Genomic DNA, 21,295 nt, shown 5'->3' on the forward strand with positions numbered 1-21,295 from the left:
TAATGTGTTAATTTATATCTTCTGTACTTTCTTTACTAATACCTTGTAACATACTTCCACCCCACATGTTATTTGGAACTTCTCCAACTATAACTGTATCTGAAATCGGAATTTGATTTACCACTTCAATCTCTTTTGATTGAAGTGGTAATATTATTTTAATATTAGTTTTTACATTTACTAAAATTTTATGCCTAGTTTGATTTATTCCTGCGCTTTCAAATAAAGAATCATAAGTCACCTCTACTCTACCTATCGGCTCCATCTTAACAGTTATACTAGGTCCCCAATAAGACATTATATTATTTTTTGTTATATATCCAATTGGCATTTTTACCCCTATAGATCCAACTTCTTTTATATCCCTCTGTGATTTTATAGCAACTTCTGTAGCCAATTCATTCAATTTTATAGTATCAGCATTAATCATTTTTATGGCTCCTGATGAATTTTTCTGAACTTTTATTACATCATTATAATTAAATTTTTCTGTATAAACCTCAGCAATATTAGCATTTATAATATCTAAAGTTTTAGCTTGCATTTCTGAATCTGAAACAAGCAAAACTGTAGGTGCAATTATTTTATCAAAAGCATATATAAAAATTAAAAAACAGGCAATAATCATTAATAAAATAATTATTAAATATTTTTTAAACTCTATATTTCTACGTTTATTTTTTTTTACATAATACAAAGACTACACCTCTTATAATTTGGTTTACTCTTAATATTATTATGCTATAATATAATATAATATTTCTTTAAATGTATAATAATATAATTATGTAGTTTTTAGAAATAGAAAGTTTTATTATGTTAGGAGGAAAAAATGACTGAAAAAAAAAGAGAGCATAAAGATAGAAAGCAGAAGAAAAAATCAGCTAAAAATAAATCAAAAGTAACAAAATTTTTTAAATGGTTCTGTATAGGAATTCTGCTTCTAGGGATAACTGCCATAACAGTAGTTGGAGTTTACGTTATTTCTATTATACATTCATCTCCAGACTTAAATGTTCAGGCAATTCAATCTCTAAATCAGCCATCAATTCTTTACGATGATCAAGGGAACTTTATGGATAATGTTATAACTCGTGAACAACGTTATGTTGTTAAATCTGAAGAAATCCCTGATAATTTGAAAAAAGCTTTTGTAGCTATTGAAGACGAAAGATTTTATGAGCATAAAGGAATAGACGTTAAAAGGATTTTTGGGGTTATAGCTTCTAATATTAAAGGCAAACTTTCAGGAAGTAATACGGTTCAAGGCGCTTCAACTATAACTCAGCAACTTATAAAAAATGCCGTACTTACCAATGAAGTTAGTTATGAAAGAAAAATTAAAGAAATGTACTTAGCTTTAGAATTAGAAAAATATCTTTCAAAAGACGAAATTCTTACTACGTATTTAAATACAATTCCTATGGGTGGATACCAATATGGTGTTAGCGCAGCTGCTCAAAGATTCTTTAGTAAGAATGTTTCAGATTTAAATTTAGTTGAATGTGCTTATTTAGGAGGACTTACTCAAGCACCAACTTCTTATGATGGTCTTTCAGAAGCAAACAAAGAAAATCCAAGTAGATATTTAAATAGAACTAAATCTGTACTATTTAAAATGCATGAACTTGGATATATTTCAACTCAACAATATAATGACGCAATAAATGAAATTGACACAAATGGTATAAAATTTAAACCAAATAATAAATTAAGTAAGACTAACTTCGAGTGGTTTACAAGACCAACTATAACTCAAGTTAAACAAGACTTAATGACCAAATATAAATATACTCAAGAAGAAGTTGACAAACTTATAGCTAACGGTGGATTAAAAATCTATACTTCTATGAATAGAAATCTTCAAAATAATGTTCAAAAAGTTTTAGATGATCCAAATAACTATAGAGCTATAACTAATAACCCTAATGCCGAGAATGAAGATGGTATTTATAAATTACAGGCATCAGCCACAATAATAGATTATAAAACCGGTCATGTTAAAGCTTTAGTTGGAGGAAGAGGAGAACAACCAGCTATGTCACATAATAGAGCTTATTATGATTTAAAATCTATAGGTTCTGCAACAAAACCATTAACAGTTTATGGTCCTGCTATTGATTTAGGACTTGGCGGAGCTGGATCTGTGGTAAATGATTCTCCATTAACTAATAAAGAGTTATCTTCTACAGGATATAAAGATCAACCTAAGAATGAATACAATAGTTATAGAGGTCCTCTAACTTTTAGAGAAGCAATTAAAATTTCTAGTAACTTAGCAGCCATAAAAGTTGCTAACGAAGTAGGTATTTCAAACTCTATAGCTTATGGACAAAAATTAGGTCTTGTTTATGGTCCTCACTCTAGAGGTATTTCCACAACAGCCTTAGGACAATTTCAAAATGACCCTAATAATCCTGATGGAGGAAATACTTATACTCTAGCTTCAGCCTTTGGTGTTTTTGGTAATAATGGAGTTAAAACAAACGCTAAATTATATAATAAGGTATTGGATTCTCATGGAAATGTAATTCTTGATACAAGCACTCCAGAAGAAACTAAAGTATTTAGTCCTCAAGCTTCTTATATAGTTTATGATATGCTTAAAGATCAAGTAGAAAGTGGATCTGCAAAACCTGCTAAATTTGGTAATATACCTGTAGCTGGTAAAACAGGAACTACAACTGGAGATAAAGACTATTTATTTGCAGGATTAACACCATATTATTCTGCAGCTATTTGGATTGGATATGATAAGCCTATAGAAATGAAAACCAGTAGTGGTACTGTTACTTCACCTATTTTTGGGAAAATAATGGCCCTAGCTCATAAAGGCTTACAATACAAAGAAGTTGAACAACCTAGAGGAATAAGCAAGATTGCAGTATGTATGGATTCAGGACTTAAACCTACTTCACTTTGCACGCAAGATCCTAGAGGTAGCAGAGTTTATTATGATTGGTTTATTAACAGTTCTGCTCCTACTCAATATTGTAATTATCATACAAAGTCACATTTCTCTGTTCCTAATAAAAGTGAAAATGATAATTCTGAAAAAAATAAGGAGAATAAACAACAAGAAAATAAACCTGAAGATGTTAAACCTAACGAAAATGCTAATAAACCAAATGAACAAACTCCAAATAATCCTGGAAATAGTAACAATAACGTTGGTGAAAATGGAACTCCACCTCAAAATCAAACAGAAAACAATATAAACCCTAGAGTTATTCCTCCACCTCAAAATGGAAATAACTCAAATCAAAATAGTCAACGTAATAACATTACGCAATAGAACTAAGTTGTTCTTGCATTTTAATTTTATACAAAATAAAGCCACTATGAGTTTTTCATTTCATAGTGGCTTTATTATTAACAATAAGTTATCTATATTCATGTAATATTCTAATTTTTAATAAATATTGCATTTGTTTTTTATTTATTTTTCACATATATATTTTTCATTGAAATATTGCATATATGAATAAAACAATATTAGTTCTTGCATTTTTTCATTATTCATATTAAAATTAAGTATAACGTGTTACGTAAAAATAAAAAAACTTATCGACAGGAGGAGGAATCAATGGAAATACTTAGCAAATTAGTAGTTACTTTTAATGATTTTCTTTGGGGCTATATATTAATTGTTTTATTAATAGGTGCTGGCCTTTTATTTTCTTTTAAAACTAAATTTGTTCAATTTAGATGCATAAAAGAAATGTTCCGTTTATTAGGAGACGGTATAGGAAAATCAAATAAAGAAAAGGGTGGAGTTTCTTCATTTCAGGCATTTTGTATAAGTACAGCTTCAAGAGTTGGTACTGGTAATATAGCAGGTGTTGCCATAGCCGTAGCTGTTGGTGGACCTGGAGCAGTTTTTTGGATGTGGATTATAGCCTTAATAGGTTCTGCTTCTAGTTTCGTAGAAAGTACATTAGCTCAAATATATAAAATCAAAGATAAAGATTCTTTCAGAGGTGGTCCTGCCTATTACATGGAAAAAGGACTTGGAAAGAGATGGTTAGGAATTATATTCTCAATTCTTATTACAATCTGTTTTGGATTCGTATTTAATGCAGTTCAAGCTAACACAGTAAGTGTTGCATTCAATAGTGCTTTCGGACTTTCAAGAGGAGCTATTGGTATAATATTAGCAATAGTAACAGCTTTAGTTATCTTCGGTGGTATTCACAGAGTTGCTAAGGTCTCAGAAATAATAGTTCCAATTTTAGCGGTTCTTTATATTCTTATCGCTATTGTAGTTTTAATTTTAAATATTACTGAAATTCCATCAGTTTTTAAACTTATATTTGAATCAGCATTCGGAATAAAACAACTAACTGCTGGTGGACTTGGTGCTGCTGTTATGCAAGGTATTAAAAGAGGTTTATTCTCAAATGAAGCTGGTATGGGTAGTGCTCCAAATGCAGCTGCTACAGCAGATGTTACTCACCCAGTAAAACAAGGTTTAATTCAAACTTTAGGAGTATTTACTGATACATTATTAATTTGTTCTTGTACAGCATTTATAATACTTCTTTCAGGTCAATATGCTGATAGCTCATTAACAGGTATAGAATTAACTCAAAAAGCTCTTGTATCTCAAATAGGACCTTTTGGAGCTTATTTCATAGCAATTTGTATATTATTATTTGCTTTTAGTTCTATTGTAGGTAACTTCTATTACGGTCAAACAAACATAGAGTTTATAAATAATAATAAGTTATTATTAAATATATACAGAATCCTTGTTATAGGTATGGTATTATTCGGTTCAATAGCAAAAGTAGATTTAGTTTGGAATTTAGCTGACCTTTTCATGGGATTAATGGCTATACTAAACATAATAACTATATTATTCTTGGGTAAATATTCTTTCCTTGCATTGAAAGACTACACAGATCAAAAGAAAGCAGGTATTAAGGAACCAGTATTTAAAGCTTCTTCTATTCCTGGATTAAAAAATGTAGAAGAATGGCAATAATAAAAAGCTTTGAGATTTTTTTCTCAAAGCTTTTTATATTAATCTTTTAAATACAACTTTTTTCTCTACACTCAAATCTTTAGGATTTATTGTTATTTTAAAAATTGGAGGACATCCTTCTTCTCTCCATTTCTTCATATAAGATGGTGTAGCTTTATAATTATAGTAATAAACTTCTTCATATTCATCTGAGAATTCTAAAACTTCAAGTCTACTCTCCTCACTTAAACTTATTAATTCTTTATCAACATTATTTATTATTGGCCAAAAGTATTTCATTGGTATATTATATTTAAATTCATTTTTAGCTACTCTACTTTCAAACAAAGCTCTTTTTAATATCCTATTATCCTTATGGCACTCATCTATATTAGCTCTAAATATAATTTTTCCTCTTTTGTCTTCATCTAATTTTATGTTTATCATATAATAAACAACTCCTATCCTTAATGCTATAAACTATAGCATCAAATCTAAATCTATAAATCAAATCTATTTAATACAGATTCTCCAAATAACTTTTTAATTATGTATTTTATTCCTTCTATTTCACAGGATTTTTTCTTAACTATTATAAATCTTCCATTATCAATAATATCTTCATCAGAATAAGATGTTAAAGCAATCTCTTCATTTATAAATTCAACCCATTCTTTAGAATAATAAGCTTTTAGCCCTCTTAAAAACTTATTTTTTATAAATGGAATTATACTATTTCCTAAAACACAAACAGTTTCACACCCATTGATATTGTTTAAAAGTTTTTCAAAATCATCATTTTCATAGAATTTATTACTCTTACTTCCTGGAACAATTATAACATCTAAATCAGCTTTCTCTACAGATTTTAAGTTTTCAAATTTTATATCATACATTCCATCTTTTACTATATTATTTTGTGTACCTACTAATTCCACTGAAATTATATCTTTGTCTAATGATTTATTTATATCATCAAAAATTTCTAAAAAAGATATTACTGTACTTATAATCATCTTATCATAAATAAATATTCCAAACTTTCTCTCTTTTAAATCTTTGATTTGCCTATTAAAATCATCCTTATATAATCTATATGAATAGCCATCTTTATTCTTATACATCATCTTGAAACCAATTCTTTCAAGCCTCTCTCTATTCTCATCTGATGAAACCGTATCCAGAATATATAAACCACCAAACTCATAAAAAAAGAATTCTAATATAAGATTTACAGCTTCACTTCCATAACCATTTCTCCTATGTGAACCTTCTATCCTAACGTTTAATCTAGCAGTTTTAGTTGTAGAGTCATATCCATGAAAGCTTGCTTCTCCAACTGGATTATCATTATAATCAAAAACTAAGCAATACAGATTTCTTCCATCTGTAGGATTCACCATCTTTTTATAAAAACTATCCCACTTATACCTAGGAAAAGATATTATTTTACCTACATCAGTCATACTATCTATATCTCCCCATAGCCTTTCAGTATACCTTAGTTCTTCTAAATATGGTGTTCTTATATAAACTTTTCTTCCCTCTCTCCTATAAAAGTTTCTTTTTTGTATCACATTACCACACCAATCTTTTATTAATTCAAGAGTATTTTATCATAAATTACCACAAACTGTGAAATTTTTTATCTATTATTTATTAATTGTTTTTTTGTTGTTTAGTTATACTAAATTAAATAATAAATTAACCTAAACTCTATAACATATTTTTCCTTACCAAGTTGCTAAATTACTATTTTCAAGCAACATTTAAATATTAATATATTTTTTCATTTTTTTATTGATTTTTATTTTAAAAGTATTTATAATAATTTATGTTTGTTTAGTAATTTTAAACTTAAAGTTTAGTAAAACTTATATTAATGAAATTGAGGTGTAAAACTTGGAAATAGGAGATAAAATTAGACGTCTCAGAGTGGCCAAACAATTAACTCAAGAAGAATTAGCAAATAGATGTGAATTATCTAAAGGATTTATTTCTCAACTTGAGAATGAGCTTACTTCTCCATCTATAGCTACATTAATAGATATATTAGATATATTAGGAACCAACCTAACAGAATTCTTTAGTGAAGATACTAATGAAAAGATAGCCTTTTCTAAAGATGATATGTTTGAAACTGAAAATGAAGAATTAAAATATAATCTTATGTGGTTAGTTCCAAACGCTCAAAAAAATGATATGGAACCTATAATGATAACTCTTGAACCTGGAGGACAATATATTGAAGAAGAACCTCATGAGGGTGAGGAATTTGGGTATGTCTTATCTGGAGCAATATATCTTCATCTAGGAGATAAAAAAGTAAAAGTAAGAAAAGGCGAGAGTTTCTACTTTAAGCCCAAGGCTAATCATTATATTTCTAATGCAGGAAAAATTTCTGCAAAGGTTATATGGATAAGTACTCCACCATCATTTTAATATAAACATTTAGAAAGCAGAGGTGTTAGATTTGAAAGATAATAATATTATTGAATTAAAAGGAATAACTAAATCTTATGGGAAAGATACAATTTTAGATAATCTTTCTCTTAATATAAAAAAGAATGAATTCCTAACTCTTTTAGGACCTAGTGGATGTGGTAAAACAACCACTTTAAAAATTATAGCTGGTTTTGAAACGCCTGATAATGGCCAGGTGGTCTTTGAAAATAATATTATTAACGATATACCACCTTATGAAAGACAATTAAATACTGTATTCCAAAAATATGCTTTATTCCCTCATATGAATGTATATGAAAATATAGCTTTTGGATTAAAACTAAAAAAAATGCATAAAGATGTTATAGATCAAAAAGTTAAGGAAATGCTTAAATTGGTTGCCCTTGAGGGATATGAAAATAGAGATATTGAGGCCCTTAGTGGTGGTCAACAACAAAGAGTTGCTATAGCTAGAGCTTTAGTAAATGAACCAAAGGTACTTTTATTAGATGAACCACTTGGTGCATTAGATATGAAACTTAGAAAAGGTATGCAAATAGAGCTTAAGAGAATTCAACAAAAATTAGGAATTACATTTATATTTGTAACTCATGACCAAGAAGAAGCTTTAACAATGTCAGACACAATAGTTGTTATGAATAAAGGTGAAATTCAACAAATGGGAAGTCCAGAAGATATATATAATGAACCTGCTAACTCATTTGTAGCAAAATTTATAGGTGAAAGTAATATAGTTGATGGAACTATGTTAGATGACTTTAAAGTTGAATTTTGTGGAAAAATATTTGAATGTGTTGATAAAGGTTTTGAAAAAAACGAAGCTATTGAAGTTGTAATAAGACCAGAGGATTTTGAAATGGTTAAATATGAAGATGGTATGCTAAAAGGAACTGTTAATTCAGTTATATTTAAAGGTGTTCACTATGAAATAGAAGTAAAAGATGATAGCCACACTTGGATATTACACAATACAAAACATGCTGAAATAGGATCAAAAATAGGATTATCTCTTGATCCAGAAAGCATACACATAATGAAAAAAGAGAGTGATGTTTAAATATGAAAAATAGAGATAAAAATTTATCATTTGCAGCGTATCCATACGTTGTATGGAGTGCTATATTCATAGTTATTCCTTTACTTTTAATAGTTTTCTTTAGTTTTACAATTAAAGTTAATGGAAGATTTGTTTTCTCTTTTGAAAACTTCCAAAGACTATTTGAGCCAATATATTTTACTGTTTTTATACGTTCTATATGGCTTGCTGTTTTATCAACAGTTTTATGTTTAATTTTAGGTTATCCAATAGCTTATATAATATCTAAATTACCTATAAAAAGAAGAAATATTTTAATACTTTTATTCATATTACCAATGTGGATGAATTTCTTACTTAGAACATATGCATGGATGGCTATACTTGGTAGAGATGGACTTATCAATACTCTTTTAGGTTACATAGGAATAGGACCTATTAAAATGTTATATACTGACGGAGCAATCTTACTTGGAATGGTATATAATTTCTTACCATTTATGGTTATCCCAATATATACTGTACTTATAAAAATTGATAAAAACTTAGTTAATGCAGCTTATGATCTAGGAGCAAATAAAGCTCAAGCTTTTAGAAAAGTTATTTTACCACTTAGTATTCCTGGAATAATTTCTGGAGTAACTATGGTTTTTATGCCAGCTGTTTCAAACTTCGTAATTCCAAACCTTCTAGGTGGTGGAAAATATATGTTAGTTGGTAACCTTATAGAACAACAATTTACAACTATAGGTAACTGGAACTTTGGTTCTGCCTTATCAATCTTTATGATGATATTAATATTAATTTCAATGGCATTTATGTCTAAATATGAAAAGAACGGAAAAGAAGGAGGTAAACAGCTATGGTAAAAAAGTTAGGTGATTTTATTTCTAAATTTTATTTAGTATTAGTATTTATATTTTTATATGCACCAATAGTAACACTTATGATATTCTCATTTAACAAAACAAAATCTATGGCTGTTTGGAGTGGCTTTACCTTTGATTGGTATAGCTCTCTATTTCAAAATGATAGAATAATAGCGGCTCTTTATTATACAATTTTAATAGCAGTGATAGCTTCTGTTGTTGCTACAGTTATAGGTACTATAAGTGCTATAGGAATTAATAATATGAAAAGAGGTCCTAAAACTTTACTATTAAACATAAACTATTTACCTGTATTAAATCCAGATATAGTTACTGGAATTTCATTAATGACCTTATTTGCTATTGGTGGAATTTTATTTAATCTAAAACCTGGTTTTTGGACTATGCTTTTAGCTCATATAACATTTGATATTCCTTATGTTATATTATCTGTTTTACCTAAGCTAAGACAATTACCTCCAAATTTAACTGATGCAGCCTTAGATTTAGGAGCAAAACCATCTTACGCTTTAAGAAAGATAGTAATCCCTCAAATAATGCCTGGTATAGCAGCAGGATTCTTAATAGCATTTACAATGTCAATAGATGACTTTGTTATAAGTTTCTTCACTACAGGTCCTGGTGTTTCTAACCTTTCTATAGAAATTTATTCTATGGCTAGAAGAGGTATTTCTCCTCAAATAAATGCTCTTTCAACATTAATGTTTATAGTTGTCTTAGTATTACTTCTTGTTGCTAATAGAAAGCAATCTTTAGTGAAAGGAGAACGTTAATATGAAATTAAAAAAATTTTTAGCATTAACTTGTTCAACATTGCTTATATCATCTCTTTTTATTGGTTGTGGTCAAAAAAAAGATGTGGAATCTACCCAAGATAAAAATAGTAACGTTCTTTATGTTTATAACTGGGGAGATTATATAGATCCAGATCTTCTTACTAAATTTAAAGAAGAAACTGGAATAGATGTTAAATATGATGTTTATGATACCAATGAAATAATGTATCAAAAACTTAACAGTGGTAATGTGTCTTATGATATAGTAATACCTTCTGATTACATGATAGAAAAAATGAAAGAAGAAGATATGTTAGCTAAAATAGATTTTTCTAATATACCTAATTATAAATATATAGGAGAACAATTTAAAAAATTAGCTTATGATCCAACTGACGAATACTCAGTTCCATACATGTGGGGAACAGTTGGAATAATATATAATACAAAAAGAGTTAGTGATCCTGTAGATAGTTGGGATATTCTTTGGAACCCTAAATATAAGGATCAAGTTATAATGCCAGATAGTGTTAGAGATGCTATGGCTGTTGCAGAAAAAAAATTAGGATATTCATTAAATACAGAAAACCTAGACCAAATAGAAAAGGCTAAAAATGAACTTATGACTCAAAAGAAAGATGGTTTAATCTTAGCTTATATGGTTGACCAAGTTAAAGATGCCATGGTTGGTGGAGAAGCTTCCCTTGCTGTTGCTTGGTCAGGAGATGCTGTAACAATGATAGAAAGAAACCCTGATTTAGCTTACGCTATTCCTAAAGAAGGATCAAATAAATGGTTTGATGCCATTGCAATTCCTAAAAATGCTAAGCATAAAGAAAATGCTGAAAAGTTTATAAACTTTCTTTGTGATCCTGAAAATGCCGAGCAAAATGTAGAATACATAGGATTCTCTACTCCAAATACAGCTGCATATGACCTTTTACCTGATGATATAAAAGATGATAAAGTTGCTTATCCAGATGAAGAGTCATTAAAAAATTGTGAGGTATTTATAGATTTACCTCCTAAGATACTTAGAAAATATGATGAAGCTTGGTTAGAAATCAAGTGTGTTTATTAAAAAATGCATGTGCTTTTGCACATGCATTTCTTATTATACACAATTTTACAAATTTTATTTTTACAAGCCCTACGCCTTCCTATATCTTACTACATATCACAGCTATCTTGTTCATATCCATATCTTGAGCTTCCATTGCTATTAAACTCTTCATTTTCTTTGTATGAAATAAATGTGCCATCATCTGGCTCATGATCTTTATGTTTTTTATTATTGTAATTTTTATGATATTTATCATTTTTCATATTTATCACCCACCTTTAAATTTATTATTTGAAAGCAGGCTTATTTATATACTATATTTTTAAGTTGGCTATGTATATTAATTATAGTTCTTTAAACTTTTTACTTATATTATAAGTTATCCCACATATCTTGTATGCTACTATAATCTTCTAAAACTTCATCAATTAAATCTAAAGCATCCTCATTGTTCCAAGATTCATATTTTTTTCTTTTAACTACTCTAATTATATTTTCTTCTTTTCCTTCTTTAATTAAAAAAGAATCTTCACAAGACTCTTTATAATTTTCTAAATCTTTTTTAATTGTATTATCAACTTCAATAGTCTTAATTCTATTGTTATGTTCATCTCTAAAATCTATAAGTATTTTATCTAAGTTAATTAACTCATTCAAAAAATCAAAGTGCCAGTTGAATCCATAGTTTAACCATAGATCATAGGTATTCTCTTCATTTTCGTCAAATCTAATCATAATTAAAAGTAAGTCTAATTTTTTATTGCTTATAATACTACTTTTTAAGGCAACTAATACATTATCACCTATATCTTCTAAGGTATCTAAATAGTCTTTAACAAAAATTATAGGTACTAATTTATCATTAATTTCTACTATCAGTGGAATTAATGTGCCTACCTCACTTTCTTTCAAAATATCATCTACAGTTAAAGCTGCCATATTATCACATCCTAAATATTAATTAATTGTTTCAAATATCTTATATTATATAAGATATAAATTATAAATACCACAATTAAAGCTTTACATCTCTTTCTTTATTATTATTGTTATTATGCCCTGTAGATGTTATAATAAAAAAAGTTTAATGAGACTTTAAAATTAGGAGAGATGAAAATTGATTAAATTTAAGAAAAAGCTTTTAAGTTCAATATTGGTTGCTATATCAGTATCAATTTTTACACCAACAAAAGCTACTGTTCAGGCTGCTGAAATTTCCCAACCTAATATAGTTGGTAAGTATGCTGTTACTTTAGATTATGATACTGGTGAAATTATTTATGCAAAGGGAATTGATGAAAGAGCATATCCTGCTAGTACAACAAAGGTAATGACAAGTCTTTTATTTGCTGAACATGCTTCAAAGAATGATTCTTTTCCATATACAGCAGATGCAAAAGTTCAACAGCCTTATACATTAAACGATAGCTATGGTCCAATACCTGTTGGCGAAGGAATGAATGCTAATGATTTAATGAAAGCTTTACTTATGTTTTCAGCTAATGACGCTGCCGCTGTAATTGCAGATGGAGTTGCTGGAAGTTCTGAAAAATTTAGTGTGATGATGAATGAAGAAGTAAAAAAACTTGGATTAAAAAACACTCATTTTGTTACTCCAAATGGTTTACATAATGATGATCACTATTCAACAGCTTACGATTTAGCTGTTATTTTACAAAATGCTTATAAAAATCCTTGGGTAAGCGAAACTATGGCACTTAAGAATAGCGATATAACTGTAAACGGGAAAAAAGTAATTTTAGAAAATAGAAACAAAGAACTTGGTATAGACGGAAATATTGGTGGAAAGACTGGATTTACTACTCCTGCTGGAAGATGTTTAGTATCAGTATACGAAAGAAATGGTAGAAAAATAGTAGGTGCTGTTCTAGACTCCCAATATGATGCTAATGATGAAATTGTATTTAATGATATGAAAAAAATTATTGATTACAGTTACTCTGTAGATAAGGTTCCTTATATAAAGGCTGGAACAACAATAGATACTATTCCAGTTGAATATAAACTTTTCAGATGGTTTGGACCGACAAAGACAATCGATGTTCCTTTTGTTGCTACCGAAAATATAGATTATTATAATAACTATGTAAATGAAAAAGAAACATCTAAATCAATAAATTTAAATAATATGAACGCTTGGCAATTAGCTTCTAATCCTGAATCTGCTGCTGTTACTGTTAAAGAAAGAGCTTATGTTAAGGATTATCCAGTAAAAGCTGATATAAGTACGTTTACTCTTATAAAAGCTAATTTCTTAAGCTATTTAGGAATACTTGTTCTAATAATAGTTATAATAGTAGTAATATTACTTATTATAAGAACAATAAATTTAAGAAAACGTAGAAGACGTAGAAGAAATATATTTTAACTAAAAAAGATTTAGTCTAAGACTAAATCTTTTTTTATTATGAATTTAATTCTTCAACAAGATTTAAAATTTCTAAAGGTTTATTCACATAAAAATCTGGTTTACTCTCTTGTAATTTTTCAATAGGCAATGCTGTGTATTTAACTCCACATGTTTTAGTTCCAGCATTTTTACCTGCTAAAATATCATAAGGTGAATCACCTACCATAAGAGCTTCACTAGGAGATACTCCTAAATTCTCACAAGCCTTTAAAACTGGCTCCCCTTCTGGCTTATGCTTTGTAGTAATCTCTGGAGTTATAAAAGTATCAAAATACTCAAATATACCAATTAACTTAGCTCCACGCTCTGCCATATCGCTTTTCTTTGAAGTTACAACTCCAAGTTTAATTCCTTTACTCTTTAATATTTTTAGCATTAAGTCAACACCAGTAAACTCTTTACATTCATTATCATGTAATTCTAAGTTTATTTTTCTATAACAATTAATCATCTCTTCTATTCTATTTTCATCATAAGATTTAAAAGTTTCATGCAGAGGTCTACCATAGTTCATAGTAATTTCTTCTTCACTTGGCTCTAAATCTAAAATAGTTTTAAATGTATGTTTAAATGATTTTAGTATTAAATCATTAGTATTTATCAATGTTCCATCTAGGTCAAATAAAACTGCTTTTATCATAAACTTCTCCTTTGCCATTACAAAAATGAGCTTAAAAATATATACTTTTTTAATAATTATATCATAAATTTAAAAAAATTTTAAAAATCCCCTTCACAAATTAAGATTTTTAGTATATATTAATTATTAAATAAATAACTTGTACAAAGCATTGATGGGAAAAAGTAATCTTTGGAAAGAGTTTTAGCGATTGAGGGATGGTGAAAGCCTCATACTATACCTTTGATGAAGAACATCCTTGAGCTTCTAACCGAACTTCAAAATTTATTTTGGATAGTAGACTTAGACGGGTTTCTTTCCGTTAAAAGAAGGACAGTGTTAAGATGCACTGTTATTAAGTGAGTGCTTTTGTACTAACATAGGTGGTACCGCGGAGATGATTATACAGCCTTCGTCCTATTAATATATAGGACGATGGCTTTTTTTATTATCTTTTAAAATATATTTTTAAATTTTATTATTTTAACTATACGTATAAAACATTTCAAGAAATTTTAATAACCTGTTTTTGGCCAAACAAATTTATAAAAAATATATGTAGCAAAAAATATATCTACATTTAAAATTAAGGAGTTGTTTAAAATGGAAAAATTATTTATACCAAAGGACTATAAACCTTTATTATCACTTAGAGAAACAGAAGTTGCTATTAAAGAACTTAAAGACTTTTTTGAAGATTCTTTAGCTAAAAACTTAAACTTAACAAGAGTTTCTGCTCCACTTTTCGTAAATCAAGGTTCAGGATTAAATGATGATCTAAACGGAATTGAAAGACCTGTAAGTTTTGATATGAAAGCTATGCCAGAGTTTAACATTCAAATAGTTCATTCTCTAGCTAAATGGAAAAGACTAGCTCTTCATAGATATGAGTTTAAACATGGTGAAGGTCTTTATACTGATATGAATGCTATAAGAAGAGACGAAGATTTAGATAACATTCACTCTATTTATGTTGACCAATGGGATTGGGAAAAAATAATAGATAAAGAAGAAAGAAATTTAGAAACTTTAAAAGAAACTGTAAGATCAATATATAATACTTTTAAAGCTACTGAAGATTTTATAGTAACAAAATATCCTCATATAGAAAGAATTCTTCCTGAAGATATAATATTTATAACATCACAAGAATTAGAAGATCGTTATCCAGATCTTACTTCTAAAGAAAGAGAAACCGCTATATGCAAAGAATTTGGAGCTGTATTCATAATAGGAATTGGTGGAAAATTAGCTTCTGGTCAAAAACATGATGATAGAAGTCCAGACTATGATGATTGGACATTAAATGGAGATTTATTATTCTACTACCCTCTATTTGATGAAGCTGTAGAGCTTTCATCAATGGGAATAAGAGTTGATGAAGAAAGCCTTTTAAAACAATTAAAAATAGCAGAATGTGAAGAAAGAAAAGAACTACCATTCCATCAAATGCTTCTTGAAGGGAAATTACCATATACTATAGGTGGTGGAATCGGTCAATCTAGAATATGTATGTTCTTCCTTAGAAAAGCTCATATTGGAGAAGTTCAAGCATCTATGTGGGATGAAGATATGATAAGAACTTGTGAAGAAAACAACATACATTTATTATAAAAGTTAAATTTAACTTTATATTATCCCCCTTATAAATATAGTATAATCTTCTTAATAAACTAATATTTAAAAGGGGGATAATCATTATGAAAAGATCTGTTTTGAGAACCTTAGTAAATGTCTTAGCAATAATTTTTATAGTTTTTTTAATAATTAAGTTTAGTGTTTCTATGGGAAGTATACTACTTTTATCATTTATAATATTTAAATTAACTATAAATAAACATTTAATTTATATGTTTAGAGGCTCTAAAAAACTTAAAAATAATAATTTAGAAGAATCTTTGTCTTTTTATAGAAAAGCTGCTCTATGTAATAGTTCTAATGTTAAAGCTATAAAAACTTATATTTTCTTAGAACTTAAAATAGGTTCATATACTGAAGCTTTAGAAACCTTAAAAAATATATTATCTAAAAGAAAATTTTTACCTGAAGATGCAAATCACCTTGATTTACTTCAAGCAATACTTTATTGGAAATTAAATGATATAAAAACTTCTCTTCAAATCTTAGATGATTTAAAAACTAATAACTTTAATGCTATAGATTTTTATGAAGTTTATGGATATGTTCTAATTCAAGATGAAGATTTTGAAAAAGCAATTTCAATAAGTAATCAAGGTTTAAAAGTTAATGAGTTAAGTCAAATAATAAGAGCTAATTTAGGAGAAATTTTCTATAAAATTGGTGATATAGAAAAAGCTTGCTTTTATTTTGATGAATTAATAGATGAATGTGCAAATTTTTCAGAGCCTTACTATTTTATGGGAATTATATCAAAAGAAAAAGAAGATTTTTATAGAGCTAAAGAACTTTTAAATAAATCACTTAAGTATGATGAGTCTATTCTAAGTAACCTATCAAAAAATGATATAGAAAACGCTTTAATAAGTATAAATAATTGATTATTGTAATATTTGATTATAGATTTAATTTTAAATTCATTCTATAATGTATAAGGAACTTTAAAAGCTGTTCCTTATATTTTTTTTACAAAAAAGGAAGTGATTATCTAGTGAAACTTTTAAGAGAAATGCTTATTGTCATATTTATATACTTCTTAGGCGAATTTATTTCTAAAAGTTTTATACATAGTGTACCTGGAAATATTATAGGAATGTTAATATTATTAGTTTTACTATGTACTAAAGTTGTTAAAGTAGAAGCTATTGATTCTGTTGCTCAATTCTTCTTAGATCATTTAGCCTTCTTCTTTGTTCCTGCAGGGGTTGGACTTATGACATCTGTTGGATTATTAGAGGGAAATGTTCTTAAATTATTATTTATTTGCATATCCTCAACTTTTGTTGTAATAGGAGTTACAGGTTTAGTTGTTCAAGCTTTAATAAGAAGAAAAGAAAAAAAACTATTAGGAGATGAAATTAATGAATACCATTGTTAATAACCCTTTGTTTGGAATTTTATTAACTCTTTTTGCTTTTGAAATTGGTATGACCATATACAAAAAGACTAAAATTCCAATACTAAATCCTTTATTAATCGCAATTTCTATTGTAATTGGAGTTTTAGTTTCATGCCATATAAGTTTTAAAACTTATAATATTGGTGGTAATTTTATAAATTCATTTTTAGGACCTGCAACTGTAATTTTAGCAGTACCTTTATATAAACAGTTGCAACTTTTAAAAAGTCATTTTGTACCAATAATGACAGGAATAATAGTTGGAAGCTTTGCTTCTATGTGTTGTGTTATAATAATGGGATATTTCTTAGGAATAAATCATGAACTTATTGCTTCTTTAGTTCCTAAATCAGTTACAACACCAATCGGAGTTGAAGTATCTAGTGGACTTGGTGGAATACCTTCAATAACAGTTATAGCAGTAATAATAACTGGTATCACAGGTGCAATTATAGCTCCTATGGTATGTAAATTACTTAAAATTGAACATGAAGTTGCTATGGGAGTTTCTATGGGAACAGCTGCCCATGCCGTTGGAACTACTAAAGCTTTAGAAATAGGCGAAACTCATGGTGCTATGAGTTCATTATCTATAGGTGTTGCTGGCTTAATAACAGTTTTCCTTGCTCCACCAATATATATGCTATCTGCATTAATATTAAAATTTGTCTAAACAGTGATGATATTACAAGCCTTCACCACTGAAAAAACTTTCAATCTGATAATAAATCAATTATTTAAAAAAGATAATATGCTATTTATAGATGCTTATTTCTTAAATACAACTGAAAATACTACTTTTGAAACCTTATAAAATTTTAACATATAAGTTTATAATAATAATGCCAAAGAGATTTTAAATAAAACTTTTAAAAGTGTTGTTATACCTAAATGACTTCCTCCACAATAAGGTAGAAGAATTTTATTTGCTATAGAAAATGAGTTTTTTAGCCTACAAGAAAAAGATTTATAAAAATTATCTTACAAATTTAATTTCGATTACAACTAAAATTTTAAATTTTTCCTCTTAACTAAAAAAGGAGTTGTTTTTATACAACTCCTAGATATATTTTCTTAAATAAATTCCATTCTCCATGTGAAATAGCCTTTTTCTTCATCTTTTTCATATATAAAGTATGCTGCAAAAGTATTTCCTTTTTTACTTTTTAAATTTCTAAATCCAACTTTTCCATTAGCTAATAGAAGTTTTACCATCTGAGATGTTACTTGTTTTCCAAAGGAGGCTATATACTTATCATTTTTCCATATGGTATATTTACATCCATTTTTCCAGTTAACACATCCAAATCCTCTTTCTCCTTCTATAACAGGATTTCCACAGTTAGGACATTTACCTAAAACCTCCACTCCTTCTGGCGCCTCTAATTTAAAATGTTTTGCCATGGAATCATCATTTTTTATAGCATTAACTCCATCTATAGTAAAGTTCTTTATAAGATTTAAGAAATCTTCTTTTTTAACCTTACCTCTTTCTATATCTGAAAGAGTTTTTTCTAATCTTCCTGTGTATTCTAAATCTAGAAGCTCCTTAACAGGAAATATTTCAACTATTGTTCTACCAAGCTCTGTACAAGTTAAACTTTTCCCTTTTGTAGTAATATATCCTACATCTTTAAGCTTTTTAATTGTTTCAGCTCTAGTAGCAGGTGTTCCTATGCTAAATCCACTTAGTATTGAAGCCATCATTTCTTCACTATCTTCCTCTGCATCTTCTTTAAAACTCTTACCACAAGTTTCCATAACTCTAAGTAATGTCTTTTCAGTATGCTTTTTAGGTGGTTTTTTAGTAACCTTATTTATTTTACTATCTACTAAGTCAACTATTTCTTTTTCATTTACCATTGGAAGAATTGTATCTTTACTATCTATTTTTTCAACAACTCTCCATCCTTCTATAAGCTGAACTTTTCCCTTTGAAATAAATACTCCCTTAACTTCTGGATTATTTATCTTAGAAGTTATTTTTGTTTCCTCAAATTCAGCTACAGGCATAAATTGCATAAGAAATCTATTTTTAACTGCTGTATAAACTACTCTTTCATCTTGAGTTAAATTGTTAGGTTTAATATAAGTTGGAACTATGGCACTATGGCTCTCAACTTTCGAATTATCAAAAACCCTTTTATTTTGAACAAACTTTATTTGTTCTTCATAAGGTAAGCCAACCTTAAGTTTTTCTAAAACATTTCTAGTTCTATCAACTAAGCTTTCCTCTAAAGCCATACTTCCTGTTCTAGGATAAGTTATAAACTTTTTTTCATATAAAGATTGAGCTACTTTTAAAACCTTATCTGAAGTCCATCCTTTATATTTACTTGTTATGTATCCTTGAAGATTAGAAAGATTAAATAAAAATGGTGGATATTCTTTTTTTCTTTCTGTTTGCTTTTCAATTATTTCAGCATTTTTATCCTTTATCTTTTCTTTAATCTCATCTAAAATCTTCTTATCTTCAAATTTCTCTGAATTATTTTCGTAATAAATTCCTTCAAACTCCTCATTTTTTGAAGTCTTAAAGATACCATTAAGCTTATAATATGCACTTGATTTAAAATTTTCTATTTCCTTATCTCTGTCATAAATTATTTTTAAAGTAGGCAAAAGCACTCTACCTATATTTAAAATCTGTCCATCATTTAATTTATATTTTATTGTGGTCACAGAAGTTAAATTTATACCTATTATCCAATCTGCCCATTGTCTTCCTATACCAGCATCTTGAAGAGATTGCATTTCCTTATTAGGTTTTAATTTTTCCATTCCTTTTTTAACTTCATCTGGTGTCCATTCATTTAATAAAAGTCTATAGACTGGTTTCTTTTCATTAAAATATAGGAAAATTTCATCTGCAATTACTTGTCCTTCTCTATCAAAGTCAGTAGCAGAAATTATTCCATCTACATCTTCTCTATCTATAAGTCCTTTTATTACCTTTATTTGCTTTTCAGCACCCTTATCAATCATATTTCTATTTAAAGAATCTTGTTTTATTTTATATCTAAAAACTTCTGGTATAAAAGGAAATTTTTCCATTCTCCATCCCTTCATATTCTCATCATAATCCTTTGCATCAAATAACTGCAACAAGTGTCCGAAAGCCCATGTTATAAGATATTTTTCGCCTTCAAAGTATCCATCTTTTCTCTTTTTTATATTAAAAGCATCTGCAATATTTCTAGCAACAGATGGTTTTTCTGCAATTATTACCTTTTTCAAAGTATCACTCCTAATTATAATCCTTTTATTATATTAAATTTTATTCACTATCCTCTTATATATCTTTGACAGATTTAAAAATTTATTTCACTTTATTAAAATAATAAGGGCTGTCTCAAAACTTAGTATTTAATTATAAGTTTTACTAAGTTATCTTGATACAGCTCCATTAATTTATCTAAAATATATTAAAAATCAAACTCAAAACATTATTTATTATAATATAAAATAAAAGGGATTTTCAACTTACATTTCATTTAACATCCACACAAAGAAATTTAATACTCCAGCAAAAGAAACCCATATTATATAAGGAATCATAAGAAATCCTGCTATTTTATCAAACTTAAAAAATTTAATTGTAGTTATAATTATAAAGATTAATAGTATTATTAGTTCTATAAATGCTAATCCATATAGTTTAAAGTAAAAAAATATTATACTCCAAGCAAAATTTAATACAAGTTGTATTATATAAACCCAAAGTGCTGACTTAGTTTTTTCTCCTTGCTTATGCCTTAAAAATATCCTATATGCAGATATTGACATAAGTATATATAAAATAGTCCATATTATTGGAAAAACTATAGCTGGCGGACTAAACCAAGGTTTATTTAATGCACCATATACTTGTACACTCTCCTCATTAAACTTTCCAATAACATATCCTCCACCTAAAGTTATTAACAAACTTATTATTAAATCACCTAAATTAAATTTTCCATTAACCTTAAATATATTCACATAAATCACCTCTTAGGTAATTATATGTAT

At 27.9% G+C, this 21,295-nt stretch carries 20 protein-coding genes and 1 other annotated feature; of the genes, 12 read left to right on the top strand and 8 right to left on the bottom strand.

Features of this window, described 5'->3' with window-relative positions; translation table 11 throughout:
* Positions 1–7: 7 nt before the first annotated feature.
* Entirely contained in the window at positions 8–697 is a 690-nt protein-coding gene (gene yunB, locus Q1J60_RS00530; protein ID WP_300257064.1) for a sporulation protein YunB, read from the bottom strand.
* Positions 698–832: 135 nt separating this feature from the next.
* On the opposite strand from yunB, the gene Q1J60_RS00535 reads away from it, so the two are divergent.
* Positions 833–3,295, top strand: a complete 2,463-nt coding sequence (locus tag Q1J60_RS00535) for a transglycosylase domain-containing protein (protein ID WP_300257066.1) — start codon at positions 833–835, stop codon at positions 3,293–3,295.
* Positions 3,296–3,586: 291 nt separating this feature from the next.
* Positions 3,587–4,987 (top strand): alanine/glycine:cation symporter family protein, encoded by a 1,401-nt coding sequence (locus Q1J60_RS00540; RefSeq protein ID WP_300257069.1) that lies wholly within the window; start codon positions 3,587–3,589, stop codon positions 4,985–4,987.
* 33 nt (positions 4,988–5,020) lie between these two features.
* Here the strand turns inward: Q1J60_RS00540 and Q1J60_RS00545 are convergent, their stop codons facing one another.
* Both Q1J60_RS00545 and Q1J60_RS00550 read right to left on the bottom strand, forming a co-directional pair.
* Entirely contained in the window at positions 5,021–5,413 is a 393-nt protein-coding gene (locus tag Q1J60_RS00545; RefSeq protein WP_300257072.1) for a hypothetical protein, read from the bottom strand.
* A 53-nt stretch (positions 5,414–5,466) separates the two neighbouring features.
* The gene (locus Q1J60_RS00550) at positions 5,467–6,543 is read right to left on the bottom strand and encodes a GNAT family N-acetyltransferase (RefSeq protein ID WP_300257075.1); all 1,077 of its coding nucleotides are present in this window, start codon (positions 6,541–6,543) and stop codon (positions 5,467–5,469) included.
* Positions 6,544–6,868: 325 nt separating this feature from the next.
* Between Q1J60_RS00550 and Q1J60_RS00555 the strand changes: the two genes are divergently transcribed.
* The 5 genes from Q1J60_RS00555 to Q1J60_RS00575 are packed head-to-tail and all read left to right on the top strand — an operon-like array spanning position 6,869 to position 11,215.
* The gene (locus Q1J60_RS00555; RefSeq protein ID WP_300257077.1) at positions 6,869–7,408 is read left to right on the top strand and encodes a helix-turn-helix domain-containing protein; all 540 of its coding nucleotides are present in this window, start codon (positions 6,869–6,871) and stop codon (positions 7,406–7,408) included.
* A gap of 31 nt (positions 7,409–7,439) precedes the next feature.
* Positions 7,440–8,489, top strand: a complete 1,050-nt coding sequence (potA, locus tag Q1J60_RS00560) for a spermidine/putrescine ABC transporter ATP-binding protein (protein ID WP_300257080.1) — start codon at positions 7,440–7,442, stop codon at positions 8,487–8,489.
* A gap of 2 nt (positions 8,490–8,491) precedes the next feature.
* The gene (locus Q1J60_RS00565) at positions 8,492–9,337 is read left to right on the top strand and encodes an ABC transporter permease (protein ID WP_300257083.1); all 846 of its coding nucleotides are present in this window, start codon (positions 8,492–8,494) and stop codon (positions 9,335–9,337) included.
* Positions 9,331–10,131 carry an ABC transporter permease gene (locus Q1J60_RS00570; RefSeq protein WP_300257086.1) on the top strand — a complete coding sequence of 267 codons (801 nt, stop codon included), beginning with the start codon at positions 9,331–9,333 and terminating at the stop codon, positions 10,129–10,131. The genes Q1J60_RS00565 and Q1J60_RS00570 overlap by 7 nt, the downstream gene beginning before the upstream one ends.
* Position 10,132: 1 nt before the next feature.
* A complete protein-coding gene (locus tag Q1J60_RS00575) occupies positions 10,133–11,215 on the top strand; it encodes an ABC transporter substrate-binding protein (protein WP_300257089.1) in 1,083 nt (360 codons plus the stop codon).
* Between the two features lie 89 nt (positions 11,216–11,304).
* On the opposite strand, the gene Q1J60_RS00580 is transcribed toward Q1J60_RS00575, so the two are convergent.
* Positions 11,305–11,460: a hypothetical protein gene (locus tag Q1J60_RS00580; protein WP_300257092.1), complete on the bottom strand. Its 156-nt coding sequence runs from the start codon at positions 11,458–11,460 to the stop codon at positions 11,305–11,307.
* A 109-nt stretch (positions 11,461–11,569) separates the two neighbouring features.
* A complete protein-coding gene (locus Q1J60_RS00585) occupies positions 11,570–12,136 on the bottom strand; it encodes a hypothetical protein (protein WP_300257094.1) in 567 nt (188 codons plus the stop codon).
* A 178-nt stretch (positions 12,137–12,314) separates the two neighbouring features.
* Here Q1J60_RS00585 and Q1J60_RS00590 point away from each other — a divergent pair, with 178 nt between their 5' ends.
* Positions 12,315–13,586: a D-alanyl-D-alanine carboxypeptidase family protein gene (locus tag Q1J60_RS00590; protein WP_300257097.1), complete on the top strand. Its 1,272-nt coding sequence runs from the start codon at positions 12,315–12,317 to the stop codon at positions 13,584–13,586.
* A 37-nt stretch (positions 13,587–13,623) separates the two neighbouring features.
* Here Q1J60_RS00590 and ppaX read toward each other — a convergent pair whose 3' ends face one another.
* Positions 13,624–14,268 (bottom strand): pyrophosphatase PpaX, encoded by a 645-nt coding sequence (gene ppaX, locus Q1J60_RS00595; protein ID WP_300257099.1) that lies wholly within the window; start codon positions 14,266–14,268, stop codon positions 13,624–13,626.
* Positions 14,269–14,410: 142 nt separating this feature from the next.
* Positions 14,411–14,670: a binding site (T-box leader), on the top strand.
* Between the two features lie 180 nt (positions 14,671–14,850).
* Between ppaX and asnA the strand changes: the two genes are divergently transcribed.
* The 4 genes from asnA to Q1J60_RS00615 all read left to right on the top strand — a co-directional run bounded on the left by asnA (position 14,851) and on the right by Q1J60_RS00615 (position 17,957).
* Entirely contained in the window at positions 14,851–15,861 is a 1,011-nt protein-coding gene (asnA, locus tag Q1J60_RS00600) for an aspartate--ammonia ligase (protein WP_300257102.1), read from the top strand.
* 86 nt (positions 15,862–15,947) lie between these two features.
* Positions 15,948–16,766, top strand: coding sequence for a tetratricopeptide repeat protein (locus tag Q1J60_RS00605; RefSeq protein WP_300257105.1), 819 nt, complete (start codon positions 15,948–15,950; stop codon positions 16,764–16,766).
* A gap of 110 nt (positions 16,767–16,876) precedes the next feature.
* Positions 16,877–17,263, top strand: coding sequence for a CidA/LrgA family protein (locus Q1J60_RS00610; RefSeq protein ID WP_300257107.1), 387 nt, complete (start codon positions 16,877–16,879; stop codon positions 17,261–17,263).
* Entirely contained in the window at positions 17,247–17,957 is a 711-nt protein-coding gene (locus Q1J60_RS00615; protein WP_300257109.1) for an LrgB family protein, read from the top strand. The genes Q1J60_RS00610 and Q1J60_RS00615 overlap by 17 nt, the downstream gene beginning before the upstream one ends.
* A 401-nt stretch (positions 17,958–18,358) precedes the next feature.
* On the opposite strand, the gene Q1J60_RS00620 is transcribed toward Q1J60_RS00615, so the two are convergent.
* Together Q1J60_RS00620 and Q1J60_RS00625 are read right to left on the bottom strand one after the other, a co-directional pair.
* Positions 18,359–20,521 carry a type IA DNA topoisomerase gene (locus Q1J60_RS00620; RefSeq protein WP_300257112.1) on the bottom strand — a complete coding sequence of 721 codons (2,163 nt, stop codon included), beginning with the start codon at positions 20,519–20,521 and terminating at the stop codon, positions 18,359–18,361.
* A gap of 246 nt (positions 20,522–20,767) precedes the next feature.
* Positions 20,768–21,265, bottom strand: coding sequence for a TspO/MBR family protein (locus tag Q1J60_RS00625; protein WP_300257115.1), 498 nt, complete (start codon positions 21,263–21,265; stop codon positions 20,768–20,770).
* Between the last annotated feature and the right edge of the window lie 30 nt (positions 21,266–21,295).

The sequence above is a fragment of the Clostridium sp. genome (assembly GCF_029258205.1).
Lineage (GTDB): Bacteria > Bacillota > Clostridia > Clostridiales > Clostridiaceae > Sarcina.

Coding starts and splice junctions, on each gene's coding strand:
- Q1J60_RS00535 (WP_300257066.1), top strand. CDS start 833: ATGACTGAAAAAAAAAGAGAGCATAAAGATAGAAAGCAGAAGAAAAAA.
- Q1J60_RS00540 (WP_300257069.1), top strand. CDS start 3,587: ATGGAAATACTTAGCAAATTAGTAGTTACTTTTAATGATTTTCTTTGG.
- Q1J60_RS00545 (WP_300257072.1), bottom strand. CDS start 5,413: ATGATAAACATAAAATTAGATGAAGACAAAAGAGGAAAAATTATATTT.
- Q1J60_RS00565 (WP_300257083.1), top strand. CDS start 8,492: ATGAAAAATAGAGATAAAAATTTATCATTTGCAGCGTATCCATACGTT.
- Q1J60_RS00570 (WP_300257086.1), top strand. CDS start 9,331: ATGGTAAAAAAGTTAGGTGATTTTATTTCTAAATTTTATTTAGTATTA.
- Q1J60_RS00575 (WP_300257089.1), top strand. CDS start 10,133: ATGAAATTAAAAAAATTTTTAGCATTAACTTGTTCAACATTGCTTATA.
- Q1J60_RS00580 (WP_300257092.1), bottom strand. CDS start 11,460: ATGAAAAATGATAAATATCATAAAAATTACAATAATAAAAAACATAAA.
- Q1J60_RS00585 (WP_300257094.1), bottom strand. CDS start 12,136: ATGGCAGCTTTAACTGTAGATGATATTTTGAAAGAAAGTGAGGTAGGC.
- ppaX (WP_300257099.1), bottom strand. CDS start 14,268: ATGATAAAAGCAGTTTTATTTGACCTAGATGGAACATTGATAAATACT.
- asnA (WP_300257102.1), top strand. CDS start 14,851: ATGGAAAAATTATTTATACCAAAGGACTATAAACCTTTATTATCACTT.
- Q1J60_RS00605 (WP_300257105.1), top strand. CDS start 15,948: ATGAAAAGATCTGTTTTGAGAACCTTAGTAAATGTCTTAGCAATAATT.
- Q1J60_RS00615 (WP_300257109.1), top strand. CDS start 17,247: ATGAATACCATTGTTAATAACCCTTTGTTTGGAATTTTATTAACTCTT.